The 20,349-nt window shown below is 36.3% G+C and carries 20 protein-coding genes; 11 read left to right on the forward strand and 9 right to left on the reverse strand.

Features of this window, described 5'->3' with window-relative positions; genetic code table 11:
* Positions 1–82 precede the first annotated feature (82 nt).
* Together PAND9192_RS07280 and PAND9192_RS07285 are read right to left on the reverse strand one after the other, a co-directional pair.
* Entirely contained in the window at positions 83–856 is a 774-nt protein-coding gene (locus tag PAND9192_RS07280; RefSeq protein ID WP_087853202.1) for a nuclease-related domain-containing protein, read from the reverse strand.
* 28 nt (positions 857–884) lie between these two features.
* Positions 885–1,325 carry a GIY-YIG nuclease family protein gene (locus PAND9192_RS07285; protein ID WP_065176419.1) on the reverse strand — a complete coding sequence of 147 codons (441 nt, stop codon included), beginning with the start codon at positions 1,323–1,325 and terminating at the stop codon, positions 885–887.
* A 456-nt stretch (positions 1,326–1,781) separates the two neighbouring features.
* On the opposite strand from PAND9192_RS07285, the gene PAND9192_RS07295 reads away from it, so the two are divergent.
* The 3 genes from PAND9192_RS07295 (at position 1,782) to gapS4b (ending at position 4,351) form a co-directional block, all read left to right on the forward strand.
* Positions 1,782–1,997: a DUF3653 domain-containing protein gene (locus PAND9192_RS07295; RefSeq protein ID WP_087853204.1), complete on the forward strand. Its 216-nt coding sequence runs from the start codon at positions 1,782–1,784 to the stop codon at positions 1,995–1,997.
* Between the two features lie 229 nt (positions 1,998–2,226).
* Positions 2,227–3,189 carry a GapS4a family protein gene (gene gapS4a, locus PAND9192_RS07300; protein WP_087853205.1) on the forward strand — a complete coding sequence of 321 codons (963 nt, stop codon included), beginning with the start codon at positions 2,227–2,229 and terminating at the stop codon, positions 3,187–3,189.
* Positions 3,179–4,351, forward strand: coding sequence for a GapS4b family protein (gapS4b, locus tag PAND9192_RS07305; RefSeq protein ID WP_087853206.1), 1,173 nt, complete (start codon positions 3,179–3,181; stop codon positions 4,349–4,351). The genes gapS4a and gapS4b overlap by 11 nt, the downstream gene beginning before the upstream one ends.
* Before the next feature lie 181 nt (positions 4,352–4,532).
* Here the strand turns inward: gapS4b and PAND9192_RS07310 are convergent, their stop codons facing one another.
* Positions 4,533–5,084: a secretin GspD/PilQ domain-containing protein gene (locus PAND9192_RS07310; RefSeq protein ID WP_087853207.1), complete on the reverse strand. Its 552-nt coding sequence runs from the start codon at positions 5,082–5,084 to the stop codon at positions 4,533–4,535.
* Positions 5,085–5,132: 48 nt separating this feature from the next.
* Between PAND9192_RS07310 and PAND9192_RS07315 the strand changes: the two genes are divergently transcribed.
* Positions 5,133–5,447, forward strand: a complete 315-nt coding sequence (locus tag PAND9192_RS07315) for a type II toxin-antitoxin system Phd/YefM family antitoxin (protein WP_087853208.1) — start codon at positions 5,133–5,135, stop codon at positions 5,445–5,447.
* 113 nt (positions 5,448–5,560) lie between these two features.
* Here the strand turns inward: PAND9192_RS07315 and PAND9192_RS07320 are convergent, their stop codons facing one another.
* Both PAND9192_RS07320 and opgC read right to left on the reverse strand, forming a co-directional pair.
* The gene (locus PAND9192_RS07320; protein ID WP_144018092.1) at positions 5,561–6,913 is read right to left on the reverse strand and encodes an ISNCY family transposase; all 1,353 of its coding nucleotides are present in this window, start codon (positions 6,911–6,913) and stop codon (positions 5,561–5,563) included.
* 360 nt (positions 6,914–7,273) lie between these two features.
* Entirely contained in the window at positions 7,274–8,800 is a 1,527-nt protein-coding gene (gene opgC, locus PAND9192_RS07325; protein WP_087853210.1) for an OpgC domain-containing protein, read from the reverse strand.
* Between the two features lie 211 nt (positions 8,801–9,011).
* Between opgC and PAND9192_RS07330 the strand changes: the two genes are divergently transcribed.
* Positions 9,012–10,076: a threonine aldolase family protein gene (locus PAND9192_RS07330; protein ID WP_200817788.1), complete on the forward strand. Its 1,065-nt coding sequence runs from the start codon at positions 9,012–9,014 to the stop codon at positions 10,074–10,076.
* A gap of 66 nt (positions 10,077–10,142) precedes the next feature.
* Here the strand turns inward: PAND9192_RS07330 and dtpA are convergent, their stop codons facing one another.
* Positions 10,143–11,597, reverse strand: coding sequence for a dipeptide/tripeptide permease DtpA (dtpA, locus tag PAND9192_RS07335; RefSeq protein WP_087853212.1), 1,455 nt, complete (start codon positions 11,595–11,597; stop codon positions 10,143–10,145).
* Between the two features lie 537 nt (positions 11,598–12,134).
* Here dtpA and cfa point away from each other — a divergent pair.
* The 3 genes from cfa to PAND9192_RS07350 all read left to right on the forward strand — a co-directional run bounded on the left by cfa (position 12,135) and on the right by PAND9192_RS07350 (position 15,770).
* A complete protein-coding gene (gene cfa / locus PAND9192_RS07340) occupies positions 12,135–13,280 on the forward strand; it encodes a cyclopropane fatty acyl phospholipid synthase (protein ID WP_087853213.1) in 1,146 nt (381 codons plus the stop codon).
* An 85-nt stretch (positions 13,281–13,365) separates the two neighbouring features.
* Positions 13,366–14,322 carry a patatin-like phospholipase family protein gene (locus PAND9192_RS07345; RefSeq protein WP_087820234.1) on the forward strand — a complete coding sequence of 319 codons (957 nt, stop codon included), beginning with the start codon at positions 13,366–13,368 and terminating at the stop codon, positions 14,320–14,322.
* A 179-nt stretch (positions 14,323–14,501) separates the two neighbouring features.
* Positions 14,502–15,770: a hypothetical protein gene (locus tag PAND9192_RS07350; RefSeq protein ID WP_234999010.1), complete on the forward strand. Its 1,269-nt coding sequence runs from the start codon at positions 14,502–14,504 to the stop codon at positions 15,768–15,770.
* Between the two features lie 90 nt (positions 15,771–15,860).
* Here PAND9192_RS07350 and yciH read toward each other — a convergent pair whose 3' ends face one another.
* Positions 15,861–16,184 (reverse strand): stress response translation initiation inhibitor YciH, encoded by a 324-nt coding sequence (gene yciH / locus PAND9192_RS07355; RefSeq protein WP_087853215.1) that lies wholly within the window; start codon positions 16,182–16,184, stop codon positions 15,861–15,863.
* A gap of 121 nt (positions 16,185–16,305) precedes the next feature.
* On the opposite strand from yciH, the gene PAND9192_RS07360 reads away from it, so the two are divergent.
* The gene (locus tag PAND9192_RS07360) at positions 16,306–16,911 is read left to right on the forward strand and encodes an HAD family hydrolase (RefSeq protein ID WP_087853216.1); all 606 of its coding nucleotides are present in this window, start codon (positions 16,306–16,308) and stop codon (positions 16,909–16,911) included.
* A 96-nt stretch (positions 16,912–17,007) separates the two neighbouring features.
* Positions 17,008–17,532 (forward strand): putative ATP-dependent zinc protease, encoded by a 525-nt coding sequence (locus tag PAND9192_RS07365; protein WP_087853217.1) that lies wholly within the window; start codon positions 17,008–17,010, stop codon positions 17,530–17,532.
* Positions 17,533–17,582: 50 nt separating this feature from the next.
* On the opposite strand, the gene PAND9192_RS07370 is transcribed toward PAND9192_RS07365, so the two are convergent.
* Entirely contained in the window at positions 17,583–17,933 is a 351-nt protein-coding gene (locus tag PAND9192_RS07370) for a DUF3319 domain-containing protein (RefSeq protein ID WP_087853218.1), read from the reverse strand.
* A gap of 176 nt (positions 17,934–18,109) precedes the next feature.
* Between PAND9192_RS07370 and PAND9192_RS07375 the strand changes: the two genes are divergently transcribed.
* Positions 18,110–19,075: a tyrosine-type recombinase/integrase gene (locus PAND9192_RS07375; RefSeq protein ID WP_087853219.1), complete on the forward strand. Its 966-nt coding sequence runs from the start codon at positions 18,110–18,112 to the stop codon at positions 19,073–19,075.
* A gap of 66 nt (positions 19,076–19,141) precedes the next feature.
* Here the strand turns inward: PAND9192_RS07375 and PAND9192_RS07380 are convergent, their stop codons facing one another.
* Entirely contained in the window at positions 19,142–20,140 is a 999-nt protein-coding gene (locus tag PAND9192_RS07380) for a D-alanine--D-alanine ligase (protein ID WP_087853220.1), read from the reverse strand.
* Positions 20,141–20,349 lie beyond the last annotated feature (209 nt).

Raw genomic sequence — 20,349 nt, forward strand, 5'->3', positions numbered from 1 at the left:
ATTATTGCATTGTATTGAACACTATAGAATGAGACTTGGTGAATATTGTGACTATAGAAACAAAGCAGTATCACTCATAAAATTAGTTGGATTGTTGAACTCCTCGACACTTAGGGAACGTAGAACAGCCCCAAAACTGTTTACCTTTATTCTCTCCACGCTTTGTTTGACGCATTAACATTGCAGAACCACAACGAGGGCATAGTTTTATAGACTCTTTATCAGTAACTATCTTTCGCACATGCTGACGATGCTTTAAATTGGTCGTTATTCCACGTTTTAACTTAATCTGATTCAAAGATTCTATTAATCGCAAATATTCATCATCAGAAAACACTACCTCATCAAACTGTTTAATATAGCGTATACAGCCACGAGCATAAGTCACGTTAGGTGGCATCTCAGTTTTAAAAGTGCTATCACCAATAAAAACAATCACGGAATGCAATTGTTCACCGCTACAACCTAGCAGTGACTCAAGAGTTTTAACGTGTTTGTAATTTTGATGAAGCGGATTTTGAAACTTTGAGGAATGCCGATAAATTTTTTGCGTCCATTGCTTTTGACGAGCAGAACCAAAGATCCAGCCTTTCATATTTTTTGTTTCAACGACAAAGATACCAAACTTAGACACAACAACATGGTCAATTTGAGTCGTACCATCTTCGGTCGGCAAGGTAACGTCTTTGATGAGTGTATAATCCAATTTTGGAAGCTTGAGTAAAAGGCGGTTTACAATAAACTCACCAAAAACACCTTTAAACCAACTGCTTTTGAAGATATTAATCAAGATAACTAATGGTATTAGATACCAAACTTGCTCAAGTACATCGAACAAAATATCAAATATATCCACGACTATTTCCTAATCGGTTAACGTAAGACTAAACGGCGCAGTTTGCTTCGTCAGAGTGTTTTTTTCGCCCTAGTGTATTGAAACGGGGATTTAGCTTTCCAATTAAAAACTCTTCTAGTGCAGGGGCTTCAAAAGCACGATCTTTAGGAAATTTTATCGTTCTGATGATAATTACGTCTTCATAACCAATATGCTTAGGAACGCCGATATATTCAACTTTATCCCACTTATAGTAAGTAGAGAGTCTTGCCCCTAGCGTACTATTACAAGAACTTTTTCCTAAACGTAAAAGCTCACCTGAAGAATTAAAAATGGCATAAACACCTGGATATTCCGCATATGGATAATGACTACGAAAATCTTTAAGAATGTTATATTCATCACTCAACAGCAATTTATCCATATTGGGTCTAGGATACTGAGTATTGAATTCCTCTAGTGCCGCCTGTAAGTCTTGTAAATTAGGCATAAATTTCCACTTATTTAGATAAAACCCGATAGTATTCTGCTAGATAGCAGTCCACTAGAAGTGGCATATTTTATTTGTCATTCAATGAAACACATATAAGAAAGAACTTGTTTCGAGATCAATCTCTATAAATGAAATTTTCTGAATACCGTTGAGTGTTTAGGTATGCATACAGAATCAGCAAAGTACTTAATAATTGATTAAATTGCCAGTAAAGGCAAAAAGTCGCAACTATTAACACATAGAGAATTTGAGAGGGTGGTAATATCCTTTCTTTAGCAAAGAAATGAACAAAATCAATAAGAAACGCCGCATTACTGATAATGAAATCTTTCGATTCTATACCTGTAACCTAACCGTTGAGATGACAGCAAAGCTCTGTTTTAAGCCACCTAAGACCGTCTTACAATGGGATAAAGGGAAGGGAAGACAATACCACCTATATGTCGGCGTTTAATGAAAATGTATGCTTATCGTGATTTATCACCGCTTGATGATGATTGGCAAGGCTGGAGGATATCCAAAGGAAAACTGATTACTCCTGATGGTTGGCCGTTAACACCAAACAGGATCATTATGGGTAATGCTCTTATTGAAATAGGAGCGGCTGATGAACTTCGATTTCAACGTGAGGTATTGAGAACAGCTCGTATGCTTAAAAAGTTAAAATAATATTATGGAACCTGTCTTTTTGACAGGTTCCACAGCAAATAGGAAGTAACTATCAAACGCTAAGAATAGCAGTCTTATTATTAAAATAAGCCATCATGACAAACAAATAACATATATAGATGCATTTTTTGACTAATATGCGAACAATCACTCCATAATGCACTTAAGCTCAGTGACATTAATCCCATAAAATACTAAAATCTCAAAAATTAACATACGAGAAATATAAATGTCTGGAGAGAAGTCAAAATCGTCAGGTGAAACAGGGGAATATATAATTAATAAATTTTTCAACATTGTAGGTTGGAAGAATGCAAACCCAAATATTAATTATTCCTGTTTCAAAGGTGAGCAACATAAAAGAAAAGAAGCTGAAAAAAATCGTACAGTGCATGGTGTTGATGCTCAATATGCTTATCTATCTGGCTTAGAGTCAGATATGCTTATAAATATACTAGCATCAGTTAAGCATACTAAAAACAGTTGTTATCCTTTATCATTGAATTCACTAGTAAAAAGCCATATTAAAGATATTTTGGATTCAGAAAAATGCTTTCAGTTGTCATCACATAGAAAACAACTTATGACTCAATTTAGTGGACAAAGATTCACAAAAGTTAGAAATGTCCCTGTTCTTTTTTATTTTTCTAGTGAAGATGCTACAGATGCTGATTACATTAGTCGTATTTCTAATTCACGATATGTTCATCAAAGCTTTGAGATTGAAGAATTTTACATTGTTGATAATAGAAAATTAACATTTATTCTCGATTCAATTGAATGTCTGAATACAAAATACCCTGACCATGAAATCTACTTTCACCAAGGTACATCAAGCCTTAATCATATGGATTATGATAAACCTGCTTACACAAAAATAATGCCAGTTGAATACCTTGGTTCTCCTTTTATTAATTTTTTATTAAAAAAGGGAAATATTGGCGAAGAAACATTTACGTTTGTAACTTTAACGCAAGACGAAGTCTCTGATGAATCGCTCAGCAATTACATTTTTATTGCAAAAGAACGTACTGCAAAAATAGCCAGTAGTTATGGATTTGGTTTTTATGGTTATTTCAAAGATGATCATGAAACTCTTGTTAACTCGGCTCTTAATAAACATAACTTAACTCAAGACAGTGTAAGAGTTTTCAATCTTAAACCAAACTTCAGGAACTTGAATGATGAATAAAGACAATACCTTCATTCCAGTAGGCGACGTACTTAGACAGTTCTTAGCTAATCAGATGATTAGTACTCATGAAATTAGAAATATTCTCCAATCTAGAGGAGTTTTCAGTTCAGCTCAGGATAAGAAAAACCTTATCCCTATACTTATAAAAACAGGTATTGCACCTTATGAATTTTCTCACTTAAAAGATCTAGTCAAAGAAAAAGAAGAAATTCCAAAATATCAAACAAAACAATTAACTTGGAATGCAGAGGCGCACTCGACGCTAGCTGAAGAACTAGGTTTCGATTTTAACTTCGAAAACTTGGTTGACGATACATTCAATAATCTAACCATCGAAAATGAGCCGCAATTTGTAGCTGCAGGCGAAGGTAATGATCATAATCATATGATTGCTGAGATTAGAATAAAGCGTCTAGATAGAACAAAGAATTTTGGTGAGGATGAAAACTATTTTGATTGTTCAATAGAACTAAAAGTTGATGAGAACAATCAACTTGATCTTAATGTTACAACAAAACATACATCTAAAGAATCTCAAAACATCATTAATGAAATTGTAAAAAGAGTAACTCGTAAACTAAAAGAATCAAAAGCAATCAAATCAGAAAAAATGAAAAGAATTTTATTTCCTGATTTTACTAATGAAGGCCGTATTGATTATTTAACCCAGCTCGTCAAGTCAATAGACTTTGCAGCATATATTGATAACACAAAAAAGATACATATTAAGCCTGACAATAATATTATTGGTGAAGTACCTGATGAAATAAAGATATTAGAGAAAAAAATTAAAGAATTAACTCTCAAGGGAGAAAATCTTGACAATAGTATTTTCTTGAGATTAAAAAAACTAAAAAAAAGAATACAGCTATTCAGTATTTCATGTACATATAAAATAGATACTGACAATAATATTAAAGGTACCTGTGAACTTGAATTTGAATTTCCAGATTTAGAAAATATGGCTCAAAGCGAACTAACGATTTCGATAGCACGATTCTCTTTAAAAAGTAAAATATCAGCCAAAGAGAGAAATTCAATCAAATCGATAGTTTTGAGAGCATTTGAATCTAAAAAGATTGAATTACTTAATAAGCACTCATTTAAATATCAACTAATAACAAGTGAACCAGAAGAACAGATAACTGTACCAGCATAATTTATATATAAATACTCATTTTAAAATGGATAGTTAAATATCTTACTTTATTAACTAGTTACCACCGTCATGTGGATAACAAAAAAGCGCGTTATCCACAATCCTAATGGAGTGGGGAACGCGCTTTTAGTTTTGGTCTCCGGCCATCAAAGTTTTCTTTTTTTGTTTTTTAAAGCAAAAGCTAGATGATACTGACCTTTATCAATACCGATAACTGATTATTGATCTCTCTGTCTGATGTTGAGCCAAAGAGCGAGCCTATTAGTGGTATATCTTTTAGAATCGGCACACCAGTATCATTGTTTCTTGATTCCTCACCAACCAAGCCACCAAGTATGATTGATTGACCATCTTTAGCTTGAATCACTGTCTGTATTTGGCGGTTATTGGTGATGATGTCGCTTGCTATATCACTATTGCTGACACTGCTTGATGTCTGGTTAATATTCATCAATACCGTATCACCAATGATATGCGGCGTTACTCGTAGTGATACACCCACATTTTGACGCTCAATTTTTTGGATCGTATTACCACCATCGGTAACTTCACTTGATACCAAAAACGGCACGTTCTGACCAACAGTGATATAACCTTGCTCACGATCAGTAATAAGCAAATGCGGAGTATTGGTACTGTAGTTATCTAATAAGGTTTGGATAATAGGGGTAACGCTTTTATTATCGATATGCAGTAAGTCATAAAACTTAGTCTTTGGTGATACAATAACCAATAAAACGTTTTTATCACGATTGGATAATCTACGTTATAAGGTAAAAATATGACGATACAAAAGATATATTCTCAAAAGGTTGTTAGTATCACTTACGCTGAAAGTCATATAAAAGAGTGTTTAGATAACGGTACAACAGCGCTTTTAAACAATAATAAAGTAACAGGATACATAGTTAACGCTGAAACTTTTGAGTCAATGATGAATATTTTGGATGGTTTTACATCAGTCAAAAAGCAATTAAGTCCCGATCTTGAATCTAAAATAATTCGAGTCCAAAAAGCACTAAATGGGATTCGAAGTAAAAGCGCTAGTGATTACGAAAAATATAAACATATGTCAGATGATGAGTTGTTTGAGTAGTTGCCATTTCTTATAACGGTATTTTGTTTAAAATGTCCTCATTATTCCCCGATTAAAATGTCTCCTTTTAAGGTAGTTCATTAGGGTGAAATTGGGGTTATAGAGTAGGGAAGTCACGGCTTTTTTCTGGTGCTGGGTTTAAATTGTTCTGGGTGAACTAACACGGGATTGATGGCTTCAAGTTGACGGATTGCCCGTTGTTGAGCGGTTCGTTTGGGGGCTTTTTTGCTACGGCTACGTGTTTGCTGTTGGTCATATTGTTGCTGTTTCGCTTGGGCAAATTTTAATACTGCGCCCAAACGTTTATTATCGACCACCTGACCTTGGTCAACATCTTCGAGCTTATCAAACACTTTAAATTCTAATTTTCGATTGCCATATTGAATGGCGATGGTGCCATCTGGGCGATCTAGAACGTTAACAACTTGATGTACAAGTCGTTGATTTTCTTCAGTTGGGTCAATTAAATAGATGACTTTATCATATTGAAATGTCAGTGACTTTGATAATTTTCTTGGCTCTTGCCACGCAAAAATATCGTGTAATTCATCAGTCGATTCACGTAATGGCCGATGCATGTCTTTAGGATATTGAGCAGCTTTGGCAAAACGTTGGTTAAAATCAGTGATAAAGTCGGGGAGCCACGCATTAGCTTGTTCAATATTATCAATGTGTTGTAAACGCATTTCTTTGACTAAGCGATCTTGTAAGGTCTTATTGGCATGTTCAACACGACCTTTGGCTTGAGAGCTGTTTGCGCAAATCAATTCAATGTTTAAGTCATGCAATACACGACCAAACTGAGTGATGCGGTTTGTTTTTGCATCCCGTTTATTGACATGAAACACCGCATGCCGATCACTGTAAAAGGCTGTGGGTTTACCATGGTGTTCAACATATTCACGCGTGGCAACCATGTAATCAAACGCAGATTCTGTTTCGCTAAAGCGTAAGTTCATCAGTTTGCCGGTGGCATCATCAATGAAAACCAACAAACAACATTTGTTACTGCGGCCTTCAAACCAATCATGATGTGAGCCATCTATCTGAATTAACTCACCATAACAATCACGTCGATGACGTGGTTGATAAACACGAGGCTTACGTTTGAAATGTGGCACCCAAAGGCCATCAGCGATCATCCATTGGCGTAAGGTTTCTAATCCAATTTTAATGCCGTGGCGTTCAATCAATTTTTCACGTGCCAATGTGGGTCCAAAGTCTGAATAATATTCGTGGATGAGATTTAAAATACGCAGCCTAAGATTATCATCATAGCGATGATTACTTGGCACACCGCGTTGTTGTGAAAGTAATCCGCTAGCACCGAACTGAGTAAAGCGTTTTACTAATCGAGATACTTGACGACAGCTCAAGTTCAGTCGGCGAGCAGCTTCAACACCAGTTATTTGTTTATCACAAACATCTTGAATAACTTTGATTCGGCTTAATTCATTTTCAGTCATAGTGAGCAACATTTATTGATTCCAGTTCATAGCAAAACCTATGATCTGAAGATAGTTCAACATGACATTTCTAACGGGTTAAAACCGGACATTTCTAAATGGGACTTACAACCTAAGTGCGCATTATGTACCTTATGTTAAATAGGATATTGGATATTTATACCATGCTATCAACTAAGCTAGTTCATTGATTATTAAGTCTAGAATTATACTCACCCATCAATGAACTTTGTCTATTTAACAGTATTGGCTATTTACCATAAAATAGGTAATTAACACTGACTTTAAATACTGCCGCACATTTCATTTTGCTTGGTACTTAAATTCAGCGTTAATTACTCAAATCTATAACTAACGTTGCTAGTGTATTTGGATGGTTTGAGTTTGCGATCCGTTGTGGGCAAACATAACATCTTTCATTTGTGGTGCCGTAGTTAACAATGGATTGTTTGAATAACCAAAGTGTTCAATGGGCATTCCATCTTTGCCTAACGTTAAGTAATAATTGTTGTCGTTATCTTGAAACGCAAACACCGCATAATTACCCGATGGTAATGCGTCAATCGTGATCCCTTGCGTAAGTTGTTGTGGTGTAAAACTCTTCACATACACCGTTGCTCTTTGGCGTAAATCATCTTGTTCGTCATAAACCATGACGAAAAAAGGTGTTTTGGAATCTGTAATATCGGTAGCTTTAATCGTTAATGGCGAAACGCCTTGAGCACTAACAACATTACCAACCATCACAGCTGCACATGCCGCACCTAAATATCCCATAACAGTGCGCTTGCTTATGGTTCCACCTTGCCACTTTTCTGTTAACCATACTGACAGCCATAATGTTGCGCTAAGCGTGAGGATTAATATGGTAAAATAAGGCGTTAAGCGTAAGTTATGCAGTAATGGTGCACTTAAATAGACCAGCACAATTTGCCAGCTAAACACCCGCAAAGAATGACGGCCAATATAACTAAGTGCGGTTATGTGTAATGCATTTGGGTATCGCTTAATAATGATAGCAATCAAATAAACCCACACTGTAATATTTAATGCTCGTAACCAACCAAGTTCTGGCTTATCTGCATATGAGTACAAAACCCAGCGATTAATATCGTAACTTATAAATGCGCCATGATGAGCCGCAAAAATAACCGCAGCTATAATCACCGCAATAACTGTTAATAACGGGTGATGCCAACGTAAGGTTTTGTTTTGAAGCATATAGCCAAGTGCAGATCCGCTGACAAACAATAATTGCCAAGCAAAAACATTAAAGTAGCCTAATTGCAGCGTAAAATTTGCAAACACGAACTCAATCAAAGGCTGTAAAACTGTCGTATTAATAGTGCTACTAAACATCCATACTACGACACTAATGCTGATCACTAACCACCCTAACCCTTTACGATATGCGATGATGAGTAACGGTAACAACAACATAAACACTATATACAGCGGAAGAATGTCAAAATAGCTTGGCTGATTAACAAGAGCCGCACTGGCTATAAAGGTATTAATCGGGCTTTGAAGCACATTATGCGCACTATTTTCAAGAATCGGTAATACTGATGGTAATAGCTGAGATGCGATAAAAATCCATATAAAGACAATAACTAAACAGCCAATGTGGTATCTGTAAATACTTAATGCACGTTTGAAAGCTTTATTAGTGAGCTGGGCGTTGGTCAATGTATCGCGGCTATATATTGCACCTGCTAGTAATCCTGAAATAAATACGAAACATTCTGCTGCACCAAATTGCCCAAATGGCTGTAATGTCACTAATTGTATTGCTGAATAGCCACCACTAATCCATATTAAGTGATTGATTGTCATCAGCAATAGTAATAGACCACGTATGCTATCTAATGCAGCAATTCTTTTCATAAAGATGACTCTAATTATTTGTATTAGCGTATTTTTATCAATTACTGTGCATTTTTCACACCTTAGTTGAATATTTAATCTCACAGTTGGATAAAGAGCGCTTTTTAATGCAATAGCGATAAAATTACACCTTCCGTTACAATAAAAACGCTTATCTTCGCCATGAAATTGAGTATATTGATAATTCAATCGATATTAAGGCTGCATGATAATGACACTCTCATCTTTAGCGACACCTAAGAAAACTATTGGCTTAACCAGTGACAATATTGCTGGTGTTTCGCCACAAATATTGCAGCATTTAATTGAATTTAGTGCTGGTGATGCAACGCCTTACGGTAATGATGAGTTATCATTACAGCTTGATCGCAAAATGAGTGAGTTGTTTGAAACTAACGTTGCGGTGGTTTTAGTGCCAACAGGTACGGCAGCCAATAGTTTATGTTTAGCTGCAATGTCTCCTGCTTGGGGCGCGGTGCTATGTCATCCAAACAGTCATATTAATAACGATGAATGTGGAGCACCGGAGTTTTTCAGTAATGGCGTTAAGTTGCTAACTATCGACGGTGATGATTGTAAGATCGACCCTATCAAACTTAGCCAACGTGCTTCGTTAAAAATAGGTGATGTGCATACAGTTCAACCCGCAGTTGTTAGTGTAACTCAAGCGACTGAAACCGGTAGCGTTTATACCCTTGATGAACTTCGTGCAATTGGTGATGTGTGTAAGAGCCATAATTTAAAATACCATATGGATGGCGCACGCTTTGCTAATGCTATCGATGCGTTAGGCTGTACTCCTGCAGAAATGACCTGGAAAGCAGGTGTTGATGCACTTTCTTTTGGTGCGACTAAGAACGGTACTTTTGGTGTTGAAGTAATTGTTCTGTTTGATACTAGTTTAAAAAATGAAATTGAATATCGTCGTAAACGTGCTGGGCATTTAATGTCTAAAATGCGTTTTCTATCAACACAAATAGATGCCTACATTACCGATAATTTATGGCTCACGAATGCCCAACATGCCAATGCAATGGCAACAAAACTACGTGACGGTATTAGCGCGATTGAAGGTGTAGAGCTATTGCATCCTTCTAAAACAAATATTGTCTTTTGTAAAATGTCACCAGTAACAATTGCAACCTTGCATGAACATGGGTTTGAGTTTTTAGCTAATCGCTGGGGCGACGGTGTTGCACGTTTAGTGACTAACTTTGCGACCAAAGCTGAAGATATTGATGCCTTTATTGCAGTATTAGCAACGAGCGATAAGTAACTAACTAAAAGAATAACGGCAATCATATGACTGATTGCCGTTATTAACTATCGTCTGTTGATTGTTTTATTCTTTGTTTTGAATAATGCGGGTTAACTTAGGTGCGATAAGCAATGTAAAAACAGCGATCGCAGCAGTTACATAGCCTATTTCACCAAATACTTCGGCATATAGCACAAGGGTTTGATTAGAATCGATAACCCCTTTAGGTGCGGCGGTTAAACTTGCGATCCAACCCGCCAAGATTGCGGCGGTTGCAGACGTTAAGAACCACATTCCCATCGCAAAACCCATCATTCGTTGTGGCACTAACTGTGCAATCATCGCCAGTCCTAAGCCTGAAACTAATAACTCACCCACTGATTGTAATAAATAACTCACGACCAACCAATTTGAGTTAACAATCCCTTGGGTATTAGCAAAGCCAGTTGAGTATTTTAAGATCAAAAACGCTAGGCTGCATAACACCATGCCAAAGGCAAACTTGAATGGCATTGCAAATCGTTCACCAAGTTTATTATAAAGAATGGCTAATAATGGACTAGCAACCATGATCCAAAATGGGTTTAACGCTTGAAACTGCTCTGGTTCAACTTTAACCCCAAATAAATCATGACTGACATTATGAATAGCAAAGAAGTTAAGCGAAGTCGGCATTTGGAAATATAAAGCAAAGAACACCACACCCTGCAACATTAATACAAAGGCAACAAACATCTTCGCTCTTTCAAGCCCTTTGGACTTAAACGCCTCTTTGAAGTATACAAACACAATGATAATGCCAACCACAACTAAAATTGCATGTGCATAGAACAGATGTTGCAATAACACCGCACTTAGAAAGCTCAATAGAATCGTTACAACCACAACCGCCGCATAGTAAAGTTTATTCACTGGCACCATGTCGGGTTTAGAACCAATGTTTTTAACAATGCGCCCCATTACCATGAAGTTAATCATTGTAATGAGTAATCCTACTGCACTAACACCAAATGCCATCCCGTAGCCCATTTTTTCTGCTATCCAAGGGCTTAATAGCATTGAAAAAAATGAACCTAAGTTAATCGCCATATAATACATGGTAAAGGCACCATCAAGCCGAGGATCGTTTTCTTCATAGACTTTGGCCAACAAACTTGAAGGGTTAGCTTTAAATAAGCCATTACCCATGGTAATAAAACCCATTGCTATATAAAGCAGCTCTTTACCCCCAAACTCTCCCGCCGCTGAGATCCCTAATAACGAATAACCGATCGTTAGAATAAATGCACCAAGCGTAATGGTACGTTTCGTACCTAGGATTTTATCGCCAACCCAACCACCAATCGCCACAGAACCAAAAATCAATGCAGAAAAAGCACCAAATAATGTAAACGACTCTGATTCAGACATTCCAAGAATGCTAACAAGGTACACTGTAAGAATGGCTTGCATGCCATAGAAGCCAAACCGCTCCCAAAACTCTATCGAGAATATGAGATAAAACGGTTTAGGTTGTTTAAATACATTTACATCGGACATACAGTCTTCCTTAATCAGGCGCAATTGCTTTAATAGTAGACGTTATCCTTCAATATCGACTAATGAGACTTATCCAAAAACTTAATGCAATCTCATGTAACCCTATTCAGTTTCTGTAAATTTTATGTGCGAATGCCATGCAGTTGAGATAGTTAGTTTTTACTAAAATAAGTACGTTTTTAGAGTACATATTAAAAAATGTCCGTTTTGATGTATTTTTTGTCAAATAATCTAAATTAAGCTAACTGATGTAGCGATATAGTACTTACCAAGAAAAGAGAATACTTAAATAAACATTTAAGAGGTTATTTACATAATGATGCATGTAACTTATTGCTCACATTAAGTATGACTAAATAAGTAATTAAGAAGAATAAAATATATTTAACAGACTAAATTTATTACTATTCAAACATAATGAAAAACATGATTGATATATTACTTTTATATACCACATCTAATTGTTGTATTTCATTATTAATTTAGTAGGTATGAATTTTATTCTGCTATTTTTCAAAACAAATAATCGAGTATATTATGCCTAAAAATAAAGAATTATTTCGTGATCTATTAAAGCAAGCTGATATTGAAATTAATGGTACTCGCCCATGGGATATTACTGTTAATGATGACAAACTTTTTGATAATATTTTATTAGATGGTACGATCGCTTTTGGCGAAGGTTATATGGATCGTTTATGGGATTGTGAACGCATTGATATTCTAATTAGTAAATTACTTCGCAGTAATATAGAAGATAAGCTATCTGGAATAGATAAAGTTAAGTTTGCAGCTAATTATGGTGTGACTAAATTAAAAAACTTAATCAACCCACAAGCAGTAAACCGTGTTAAAGAAGATGTACCTTTCCACTACGATATCGGTAACGATTTATTTGTAAATATGCTCGATGAGCGTATGGCATATACCTGTGCATATTGGAAAGATGCAAAAACACTAGACCAAGCCCAAGAACATAAAATGGATCTAATTTGTCGCAAGTTAGATTTACAACCAGGTATGCGTTTACTTGATATTGGTTGTGGTTGGGCAAGTTTCATGAACTATGCTGCAGCGAAATACGGTGTGATTTGTGATGGTTTAACCTTATCAAAAGAGCAAATGGCGCTAGGCCAAGAGATTGCAGATAAGAAAAAACTACCGGTTAAAATTATTTTGCAAGACTACCGTGAGTTTACGCCAGAACAACCTTATGATCGTGTTGTTTCTATTGGTATGATTGAGCATGTTGGCCCATCAAATTATGATGAATATTTCAAATGTGCTAACAGCTTTTTAGCTGATGATGGTATTTTCTTATTACACACTATTGGTAGCCCAACCTCTAAAGATGGTACCGACCCGTGGATCAATAAATATATTTTCCCTAACGGGGTTATTCCATCACTCGCACAATTAAGTGGTTCTGTTGAAAATAAATTTAATATTGAAGATGTGCATAATTTCGGTCCAGATTACGATTTAACACTCATGGCGTGGTGTGAAAGATTTGAAAAGAACTGGTTCAAAATTTATAAAAATTACGATGCAACGTTCTACAGAATGTGGCGTTTCTATTTATTAAGCTGTGCTGGTGCATTCCGCTGTCGTGATATTAGCTTATGGCAAATAGCGCTAACTAAAATTGGGGCAGATCTTCCAGTTAATGCTCGTGCTGCTTAATTTATCGCTGGCATACTTTAGTCATAAATATGCCAGCTAATTTTTACTCACATTATAATAACAATGTGAGTTGGAGATAAATATTATGAGAGGTCAACATATCTCTTATTGTAAAAATAATATTGAGCCTTTATATTTCAAAAAAAACAACATAACAGATATTGCACTTGTTACCGAAGGTGGTGGACAACGAGGAATATTTACAGCTGGTGTTTTAGATGCTTTCCTTGAAAATGAATTTAACCCTTTTTCATTATTAATTGGCACATCAGCAGGCTCTTTAAATATTGCATCTTATATTTGTCAACAACGTAAACATGCATATCGAGTTATTACTGAAATAACCACAACTCGTGAGTTTTTTAGTTATTCAAAATTATTTACTGCTCGTGGTGGTATGAATCTCGACTGGTTAATAGAACAAACGCAAACTAAATTAAAATTAGATTGGCATACTGGCCGTAAGAATATGATCAACCGTACGGTGTTAGCAACAGCATCAGGCTTAGATCACAATCAAGCAGGTTTTTTTGACCTAAACGCTAATGATTGGGATCAAAAGTTAAAGGCATCGTGTGCTATTCCCCTCTTAAACCGTCAACCGATTTATTCTGATGAACATTACTGGGTTGATGGTGGCTTACATGCACCAATTCCAGCTAAAGAAGCTTATGATCGTGGTTATAAAAATATTGTTGTAATTCGTACAAATCCAATTGGATTGAATGCAAACCACCAATGGTTAAAAACCCTAAAGCGTGGATTAACACATACCAAAGCAGCGGCTTTCATTGATATGCTGTTGTTACATGAGCAAAAATACAATGAAAGTGAAAACTTCATCAATAATCCGCCAGATGATGTCAATATTTATGAGATTTACCCACACAAGGCTTTAGAATCAAAATTAATTGGCAGTGATATCAATGCACTTAATCATGATTATGAATTGGGACATCAAATGGGTCTGTATTTTCTAAAAACCATGAACAACTACTGCCCGTGTACGTCATGTGCCCAAAAAGAATCAGCGGCGATTTAATTAGTTATTTTCAATATAAACAGACGGATAGGCTATAACCTATTCGTTTTTTATCGTTACGCTATAATGGCTTAGTTGTTCTCCATTCTTATAAATGAAAAACGATGCTATTTGAGGTATCTATAATTTGACTACGATTGTTAAGTCACCTGAGTCAGATAATGAAAATAAACTATCTCATGATTGTAATATCTTCAGTGTTATTTTTAGGGTGCGGTGGTGATAGCGCCGATGATACCAAAGAAATACCAGATGATGTTACGTCTGAACAACCTCAATTAGAGCAACCTCAATTAGAACAAACTCCAGAGTCTCAACTTGACCTTAAAATGAAAATTAGTGATATTTCAGACGGTTACTATGGTTTACTTTATGATGCTGGTGGCAATGAACTAAAAATAGATAAACATCAGGTATTACTAATGCAAAAGGTGTTTATGGATGAATTAAATCCGCATTTAAGTGATGACCAACAAAAAAACTTCATAGAATTAGCAAACAATTTTGCGGATACAAAGAAACCGACTGAAATTGAAAACGTGCTGTTTAATAATGTTTTGATTGATGCCATGCTCAGTAAAACAAAACCACAGCTACAAGATAAATACTTCCCTTCTTTTCGTTTATTTCGTCATCATACCCATCGATTATTCCCTATTTCCCGCTTAACCGATTACCAATGGATCATCGATTTACTTTCTCAACGATCGTTACTTGATCATTTCATATTAATCCCCCCACAAGAAACTGATGATTATATTGATACTTGTCGTGAGAATAATGTGCCGATCCCTCCAGATTGGGGATCAACGTTATGGAAATACCAAGGTGTTGCAGCCGTTGATTTCCTTGATAATGATAAAACTGAAGTATGGGCATATGAATCATCAACCGTTCAAGGAGCATGTATCGCTCTGCCTCGGTGGGATATAAGACCCGACGAAGGAATCAACGAAATATCATTGCTTGGTATTATCTGCCAAAGCAAAACTACGGGCAAAGCGTGTTTTTGGGATAATTTAAGTAAAGAAACTGGATTACGTATAAAAGGTGGAGAAGATTTAACATTTAAAATCAGCGATATAAAAAATGGGGATTCTTTAGGTGAAAATTGTACGCAATGTCACCGAGGTAAAAATGTATTCTTAATTCACCCTGGAACTAATCTCGATATTTCAGCTGATTATGATATTGACCCTAATATTCGTTACCAACCAGTATCAACACAAGCAAGTTGGAGCAATCCTGCCGCATATACTGAATTAGGAGGTGGGGCTTGTGCGAGTTGCCATGAAATAGGCGCATTATCTGGTGGGTATTGTAATATTTTACGCAATGGCGCAAATACAACAATGCCAAATACAACGTCACCTGCAAATTGGAATGGTTCCCATGCATTCTATGGTGATCATATTCAACAAATGATAGACGCTGGCTGTCCGGAATAAACTAAAAAAAATCAGGCAGTAATGTTAACGCTACTACTGCCTGATTATACTGTTCTATGATAATGAATCACTAAGATTCTATATTATCAATCAACCGCCAGCCAATTTAACTGTGTGGCCTTTCTTTTCAAGATGCGCTTTAATCACATCACGCTTATCACCTTGAATTTCGATTTTTCCATCTTTAACAGAACCACCGCAGCCACATACTTTTTTTAATTCAGCAGCAATCAGTTTCAATTGAGTATCTTCAACATCAAGGCCAGAAACAATACAAACACCTTTGCCTTTGCGCCCTTTTGTTTCGCGTTGAATACGAACAATACCATCACCTTTTGGGCGTGTTGGTTGTACTTTTTCTTCTTTAATTCGACCGGTTTCGGTTGAGAAAACTAAACGATTATTATCACTCATTGTGCAATCTATCTCACTTGGTTGCTTGATTGTGTGAATAACATTAAAAGTTAACACATCAATCTTGCGAAATACTCATGAAGCAATACTATCAATAAATGGTACTCTAACGGAACATCTTATGATTCGTAATGTGATTTTTGATTTTGGTGCAGTATTATTTGAGTGGAATCCACTTCAAATTGTTAATAGTTTTACGATATCACAACCTGAACGCGATATCTTACTGCGAGATGTCCTGCAACATTCTGATTGGTTATCACTTGATCGCGGCACAATGCTTATTGCCGAAGTGATCCCTAAATTTTCAGCGCGTACACAAATTTCTCCACAGCGCATAGAAGATTTTATTATTCATATTCAACATAGCCTCACAAAAATAAACCAAACTGAAATACTGTTTCAAAAACTTACTAAGCAGCCTTATTCCCTTTATTACCTGACAAATATGTGTAGCGCTTTTTTTGATACTCTCTATGAAAAGCACCATTTTATTTCATTTTTTGATGGCGGCTTAGTATCAGGCAAAGAGTTAGTCATGAAGCCAGAACAAGAAATATTTAAACGACTGTGTGAACGCTATCAGTTAACCCCTCACGAAAGCCTCTTTATTGATGATAACGACGAAAATATTAAAATTGCCACTGCGATGGGCTTTAATACTATTCAATTTAGCCAAACACCGACGTGTTTTCAGCAGATAGAAAAACAGCTTCATCTACATTAGATAATAGTTATTGAATAATTTTACATAAAATTGAACATAGTTATCATGACTCAGTCTATTATCTATATTGAAGAGCTAATAATATCAGGAGTTTATGTGAGAAAAGTTTTTATTTCTGCCATGTTAGTTACAGCAGCAACTGTATCAACCATGAGCTACGCTGCCAACGAGTGTAATGGTAAATACATTGTTGGGCCGATTGAAACCATTCATGTTAAAGATCTTGATATGGATTTCAAAGCCCGCATCGATACCGGTGCCAATACAACATCAATTAATGCTTATGATTTACATGTGATTAACGGCAATAATAACCCTGCTGATAATAAAGAAAGCTGGCGTGAAAACTTAGGTAAAATGATCAGCTTTAAAACAGCTAATGCTCGAGGACAAGAAGAAACGCATACTGGAAAAATCATTAAAATCAGCAAAATACGTAATGCTCAAGGTGTTGAACGTCGTTATGCCGTTGTTATGGATTTGATTTGGAATGGTAAGAGCCACGCAATTCCTGTTAACTTACGTGATCGTAAAAAACTAGAATATAAATTGTTGATTGGACGTAACTGGCTTGACGGTAAATATCTAGTTGATGTCTCAAAAAGTGATGACGATGATTAATCATTAAATAATGAATTTAAACAGTGCCTACCCTAAATAGGCACTGTTTTTTAAACGAGCAGTATTTTATCTAAATACTTTTTAATAGAAACGATATCACCTTTCAGTAATTGACCTCGTACAATTGCATACCACTCATTGGCTTTACCATTATCGTTTTTTAAAACAATGCCACGATAATTCTCAGCACTCGCCGTAGTTAATGAGCCTGTCTTGCTTTTATGTAACGCAAAACGTTCTGGCGGCATAAACGCCTTAGTATCACACCACCAATTAACACTCTTTTTTACATTAGCCAACATCCCTTGAACAGCTTGTCCATTAATGACAGCTTTCCAATCAGAAGTTAACCCAGTACTATTTTCAATAATATAACCACGATGAAAAAGGCGTTTTTTCATTGTCTATTTCCTACCAGATAAAAGCTGTTACATTCGTTAACAATCATCACGTTAAACTAGTTACATAGTAATAACACTTGAGTGTCTATGCTAGCTTTTTATGATAATTCTTTCGTTTTTCAGTGTTCGTTGTTATTATTAAAGCCACATAAAGTTATAGTGCATTAGGTGTTGTTGTGGCAAAGAAAATAACCATTATTGAAGACGACCAAATCCGCAGTGCCAGTATTAGTGATTTCTCCAATGTCGCTGAGTCAATCAGTATTTGGCAACGCTTAACCCATCAGCAATACGCTAAAAATACTCTAGTTGCGTTTAAGAACGATTGGAATAACTTTTTAGTCTTTTGTGTACAGCATAATGTATCACCTTTACCTGCATCTGCGGAAGTTGTTCACCGTTATATTGAAAAAATGGCTCAAACCCGTAAATTAGCTAGCCTAAAACGTTACATTGTCACTATCGGTTTAGTTCATCGTTGTCATGCACTGCCTAATCCATGTTTAAGTAATGAGATAAAACTTGCTATGCATAAACAACGTCTTGATAAGCATGATGATTATACTAACGCTCATGGCTTTCGAGATAACCACTTACACGACCTTCTTGAATCATTTATGCGCTCTACTAAAGCCAAGGATGTACGTGATATGGCAATTTGGGCGATGACCTTTGAAGGTATGTTGAAACGTTCTGAAGTCACAGCATTAACCATTAATGACATTGAGGTTGCACAAGATGGCCTTGTCACTCTATGTATTAACGATAATTTAATCGGGCTCAGTGAGGTAGCGTCTAGTGCCGTTAATCGGTGGCTAACATTATCCATGATCGATAGCGGATTTGTTTTTCGCCGTATAGATAGACACAATAATATTGGCGACAACCCTCTCGATCACTCTTCTATTTATCGTATTTTTAGACGTGCTAGCCAAGAGCTAGAGCTTCCTGCGGATATCATATTCTCAGGTCAATCACCTCGAGTCGGTGCTAGCCAAGATTTAGCCGATGCAGGGCTATCTATTCATCAAATTCAGCATCAAGGTCGGTGGCGCAGCCCTGCTATGCCAGCTCAATATATTGGTCAACGGGCTAAACGCGATAACACTCTGAAGAAATTTGCTGATAAAAACACTAAATAAAACCAGTAACAATAAAAAAACCAACCGTTATAGGTTGGCTTTTTTATCATTAGATTACGACATTGTTTACTTCACTGCGTTTTTAATCGCTAATTCAATAAAATCCGTAAAGCTATGACCGTAGTTCTCTAGCATTTTAGGGAACATTGAAATCGGTGTCATTCCAGGAAAGGTATTGATCTCATTTAGCAATATTTCGTCATCTTCACTTAAGAAGAAGTCAATTCGAGACAAATCTTTAAGTTTCATTTGCTCAAACGCTTTACGCGCATAATGCTGAATAGCTTCAATTTGCTCAGCTGTTAGATTGTGCGCTTCAACTTGTGTTGTTGATAAGCTATCAGTGCTATATTTTTCTTCATAGCTATAAAACTTATCATCAGGACATGACACTTCACCAGGCTTGGTGATAATCAATTGATCACCAAATTGATATGCTGCAACCTCAAGCTCACGCGGCTTGATGGTCTTTTCAATTAATACTTGGTTTGAATACCCAAACGCATTATTAACCGCTACGCGTAGTTGCTCGGTGTCCGCTACACTGTAACAACCTACAGATGAGCCCTGACATGCCGCTTTAACAAACACCTTACCCCACTTAGCCAATGCTGCTTGAGCTTGTTGGTGAGCATCTTCTGTGTTCTCACTCAAAAACACATAAGGGGTATTGGGAATATTTAGCGCATCAAACCATAATTTGGTGGTAATTTTGTTAAAGCAATTTGTGCTCGCTTCAGCACCACAACCTAAATAAGGTAAACCTGCTAGATCAAACAGTGATTGCAAGTCTCCTGTTTCGCCGGGAAATCCATGCACACAAGGGATCACGTAATCAATTGTGATACGTTGTTCACCGACAACAGAGAGTGTTTTATCCAAATTCAATTCGCAAGGATGTTGGTCTGAATCTAACCAACCCTCATTTTTTGTCATTTCTACACGTGTATAGCTAACGCCATCAATCGCTTTTAATTGCTGTTCAATAAAGTTTGCAGACACTAGAGAAACTTCATGCTCAGCGCTACCGCCACCGCATAATAATAAAACGTGGATAGAACTCATTATCGTTCCTTAATTATACTAATCACAATACAATGCAGATCACAAAGACCTTGGAGACTACCAAGGCCAAAAAAAGCAAGGCATTCACTGTTGATTATAGTAATCAAAAAAGCCAGCTGAATGTAGCCTCAACCTCATCATATCGTGAATTATTTTTAAATCACACCAAGTTTGTGCTGCAAATGGTGATAAAACCACCGCTTATATAC

Origin of the sequence: Photobacterium andalusiense, assembly GCF_900185625.1 — a bacterium.
Classification (GTDB): domain Bacteria; phylum Pseudomonadota; class Gammaproteobacteria; order Enterobacterales; family Vibrionaceae; genus Photobacterium; species Photobacterium aquimaris.

What these genes read in the sequence shown, in the direction of transcription:
- PAND9192_RS07370 (WP_087853218.1), bottom strand. Translation starts at nt 17,933, where the DNA reads ATGAAAAAACGCCTTTTTCATCGTGGTTATATTATTGAAAATAGTACT.
- PAND9192_RS07350 (WP_234999010.1), top strand. Translation starts at nt 14,502, where the DNA reads ATGATTGTAATATCTTCAGTGTTATTTTTAGGGTGCGGTGGTGATAGC.
- opgC (WP_087853210.1), bottom strand. Translation starts at nt 8,800, where the DNA reads ATGAAAAGAATTGCTGCATTAGATAGCATACGTGGTCTATTACTATTG.
- PAND9192_RS07345 (WP_087820234.1), top strand. Translation starts at nt 13,366, where the DNA reads ATGAGAGGTCAACATATCTCTTATTGTAAAAATAATATTGAGCCTTTA.
- PAND9192_RS07380 (WP_087853220.1), bottom strand. Translation starts at nt 20,140, where the DNA reads ATGAGTTCTATCCACGTTTTATTATTATGCGGTGGCGGTAGCGCTGAG.
- PAND9192_RS07315 (WP_087853208.1), top strand. Translation starts at nt 5,133, where the DNA reads ATGACGATACAAAAGATATATTCTCAAAAGGTTGTTAGTATCACTTAC.
- PAND9192_RS07330 (WP_200817788.1), top strand. Translation starts at nt 9,012, where the DNA reads ATGACACTCTCATCTTTAGCGACACCTAAGAAAACTATTGGCTTAACC.
- gapS4b (WP_087853206.1), top strand. Translation starts at nt 3,179, where the DNA reads ATGATGAATAAAGACAATACCTTCATTCCAGTAGGCGACGTACTTAGA.
- gapS4a (WP_087853205.1), top strand. Translation starts at nt 2,227, where the DNA reads ATGTCTGGAGAGAAGTCAAAATCGTCAGGTGAAACAGGGGAATATATA.
- cfa (WP_087853213.1), top strand. Translation starts at nt 12,135, where the DNA reads ATGCCTAAAAATAAAGAATTATTTCGTGATCTATTAAAGCAAGCTGAT.
- PAND9192_RS07360 (WP_087853216.1), top strand. Translation starts at nt 16,306, where the DNA reads ATGATTCGTAATGTGATTTTTGATTTTGGTGCAGTATTATTTGAGTGG.
- PAND9192_RS07295 (WP_087853204.1), top strand. Translation starts at nt 1,782, where the DNA reads ATGAAAATGTATGCTTATCGTGATTTATCACCGCTTGATGATGATTGG.
- PAND9192_RS07320 (WP_144018092.1), bottom strand. Translation starts at nt 6,913, where the DNA reads ATGACTGAAAATGAATTAAGCCGAATCAAAGTTATTCAAGATGTTTGT.
- PAND9192_RS07285 (WP_065176419.1), bottom strand. Translation starts at nt 1,325, where the DNA reads ATGCCTAATTTACAAGACTTACAGGCGGCACTAGAGGAATTCAATACT.
- dtpA (WP_087853212.1), bottom strand. Translation starts at nt 11,597, where the DNA reads ATGTCCGATGTAAATGTATTTAAACAACCTAAACCGTTTTATCTCATA.
- yciH (WP_087853215.1), bottom strand. Translation starts at nt 16,184, where the DNA reads ATGAGTGATAATAATCGTTTAGTTTTCTCAACCGAAACCGGTCGAATT.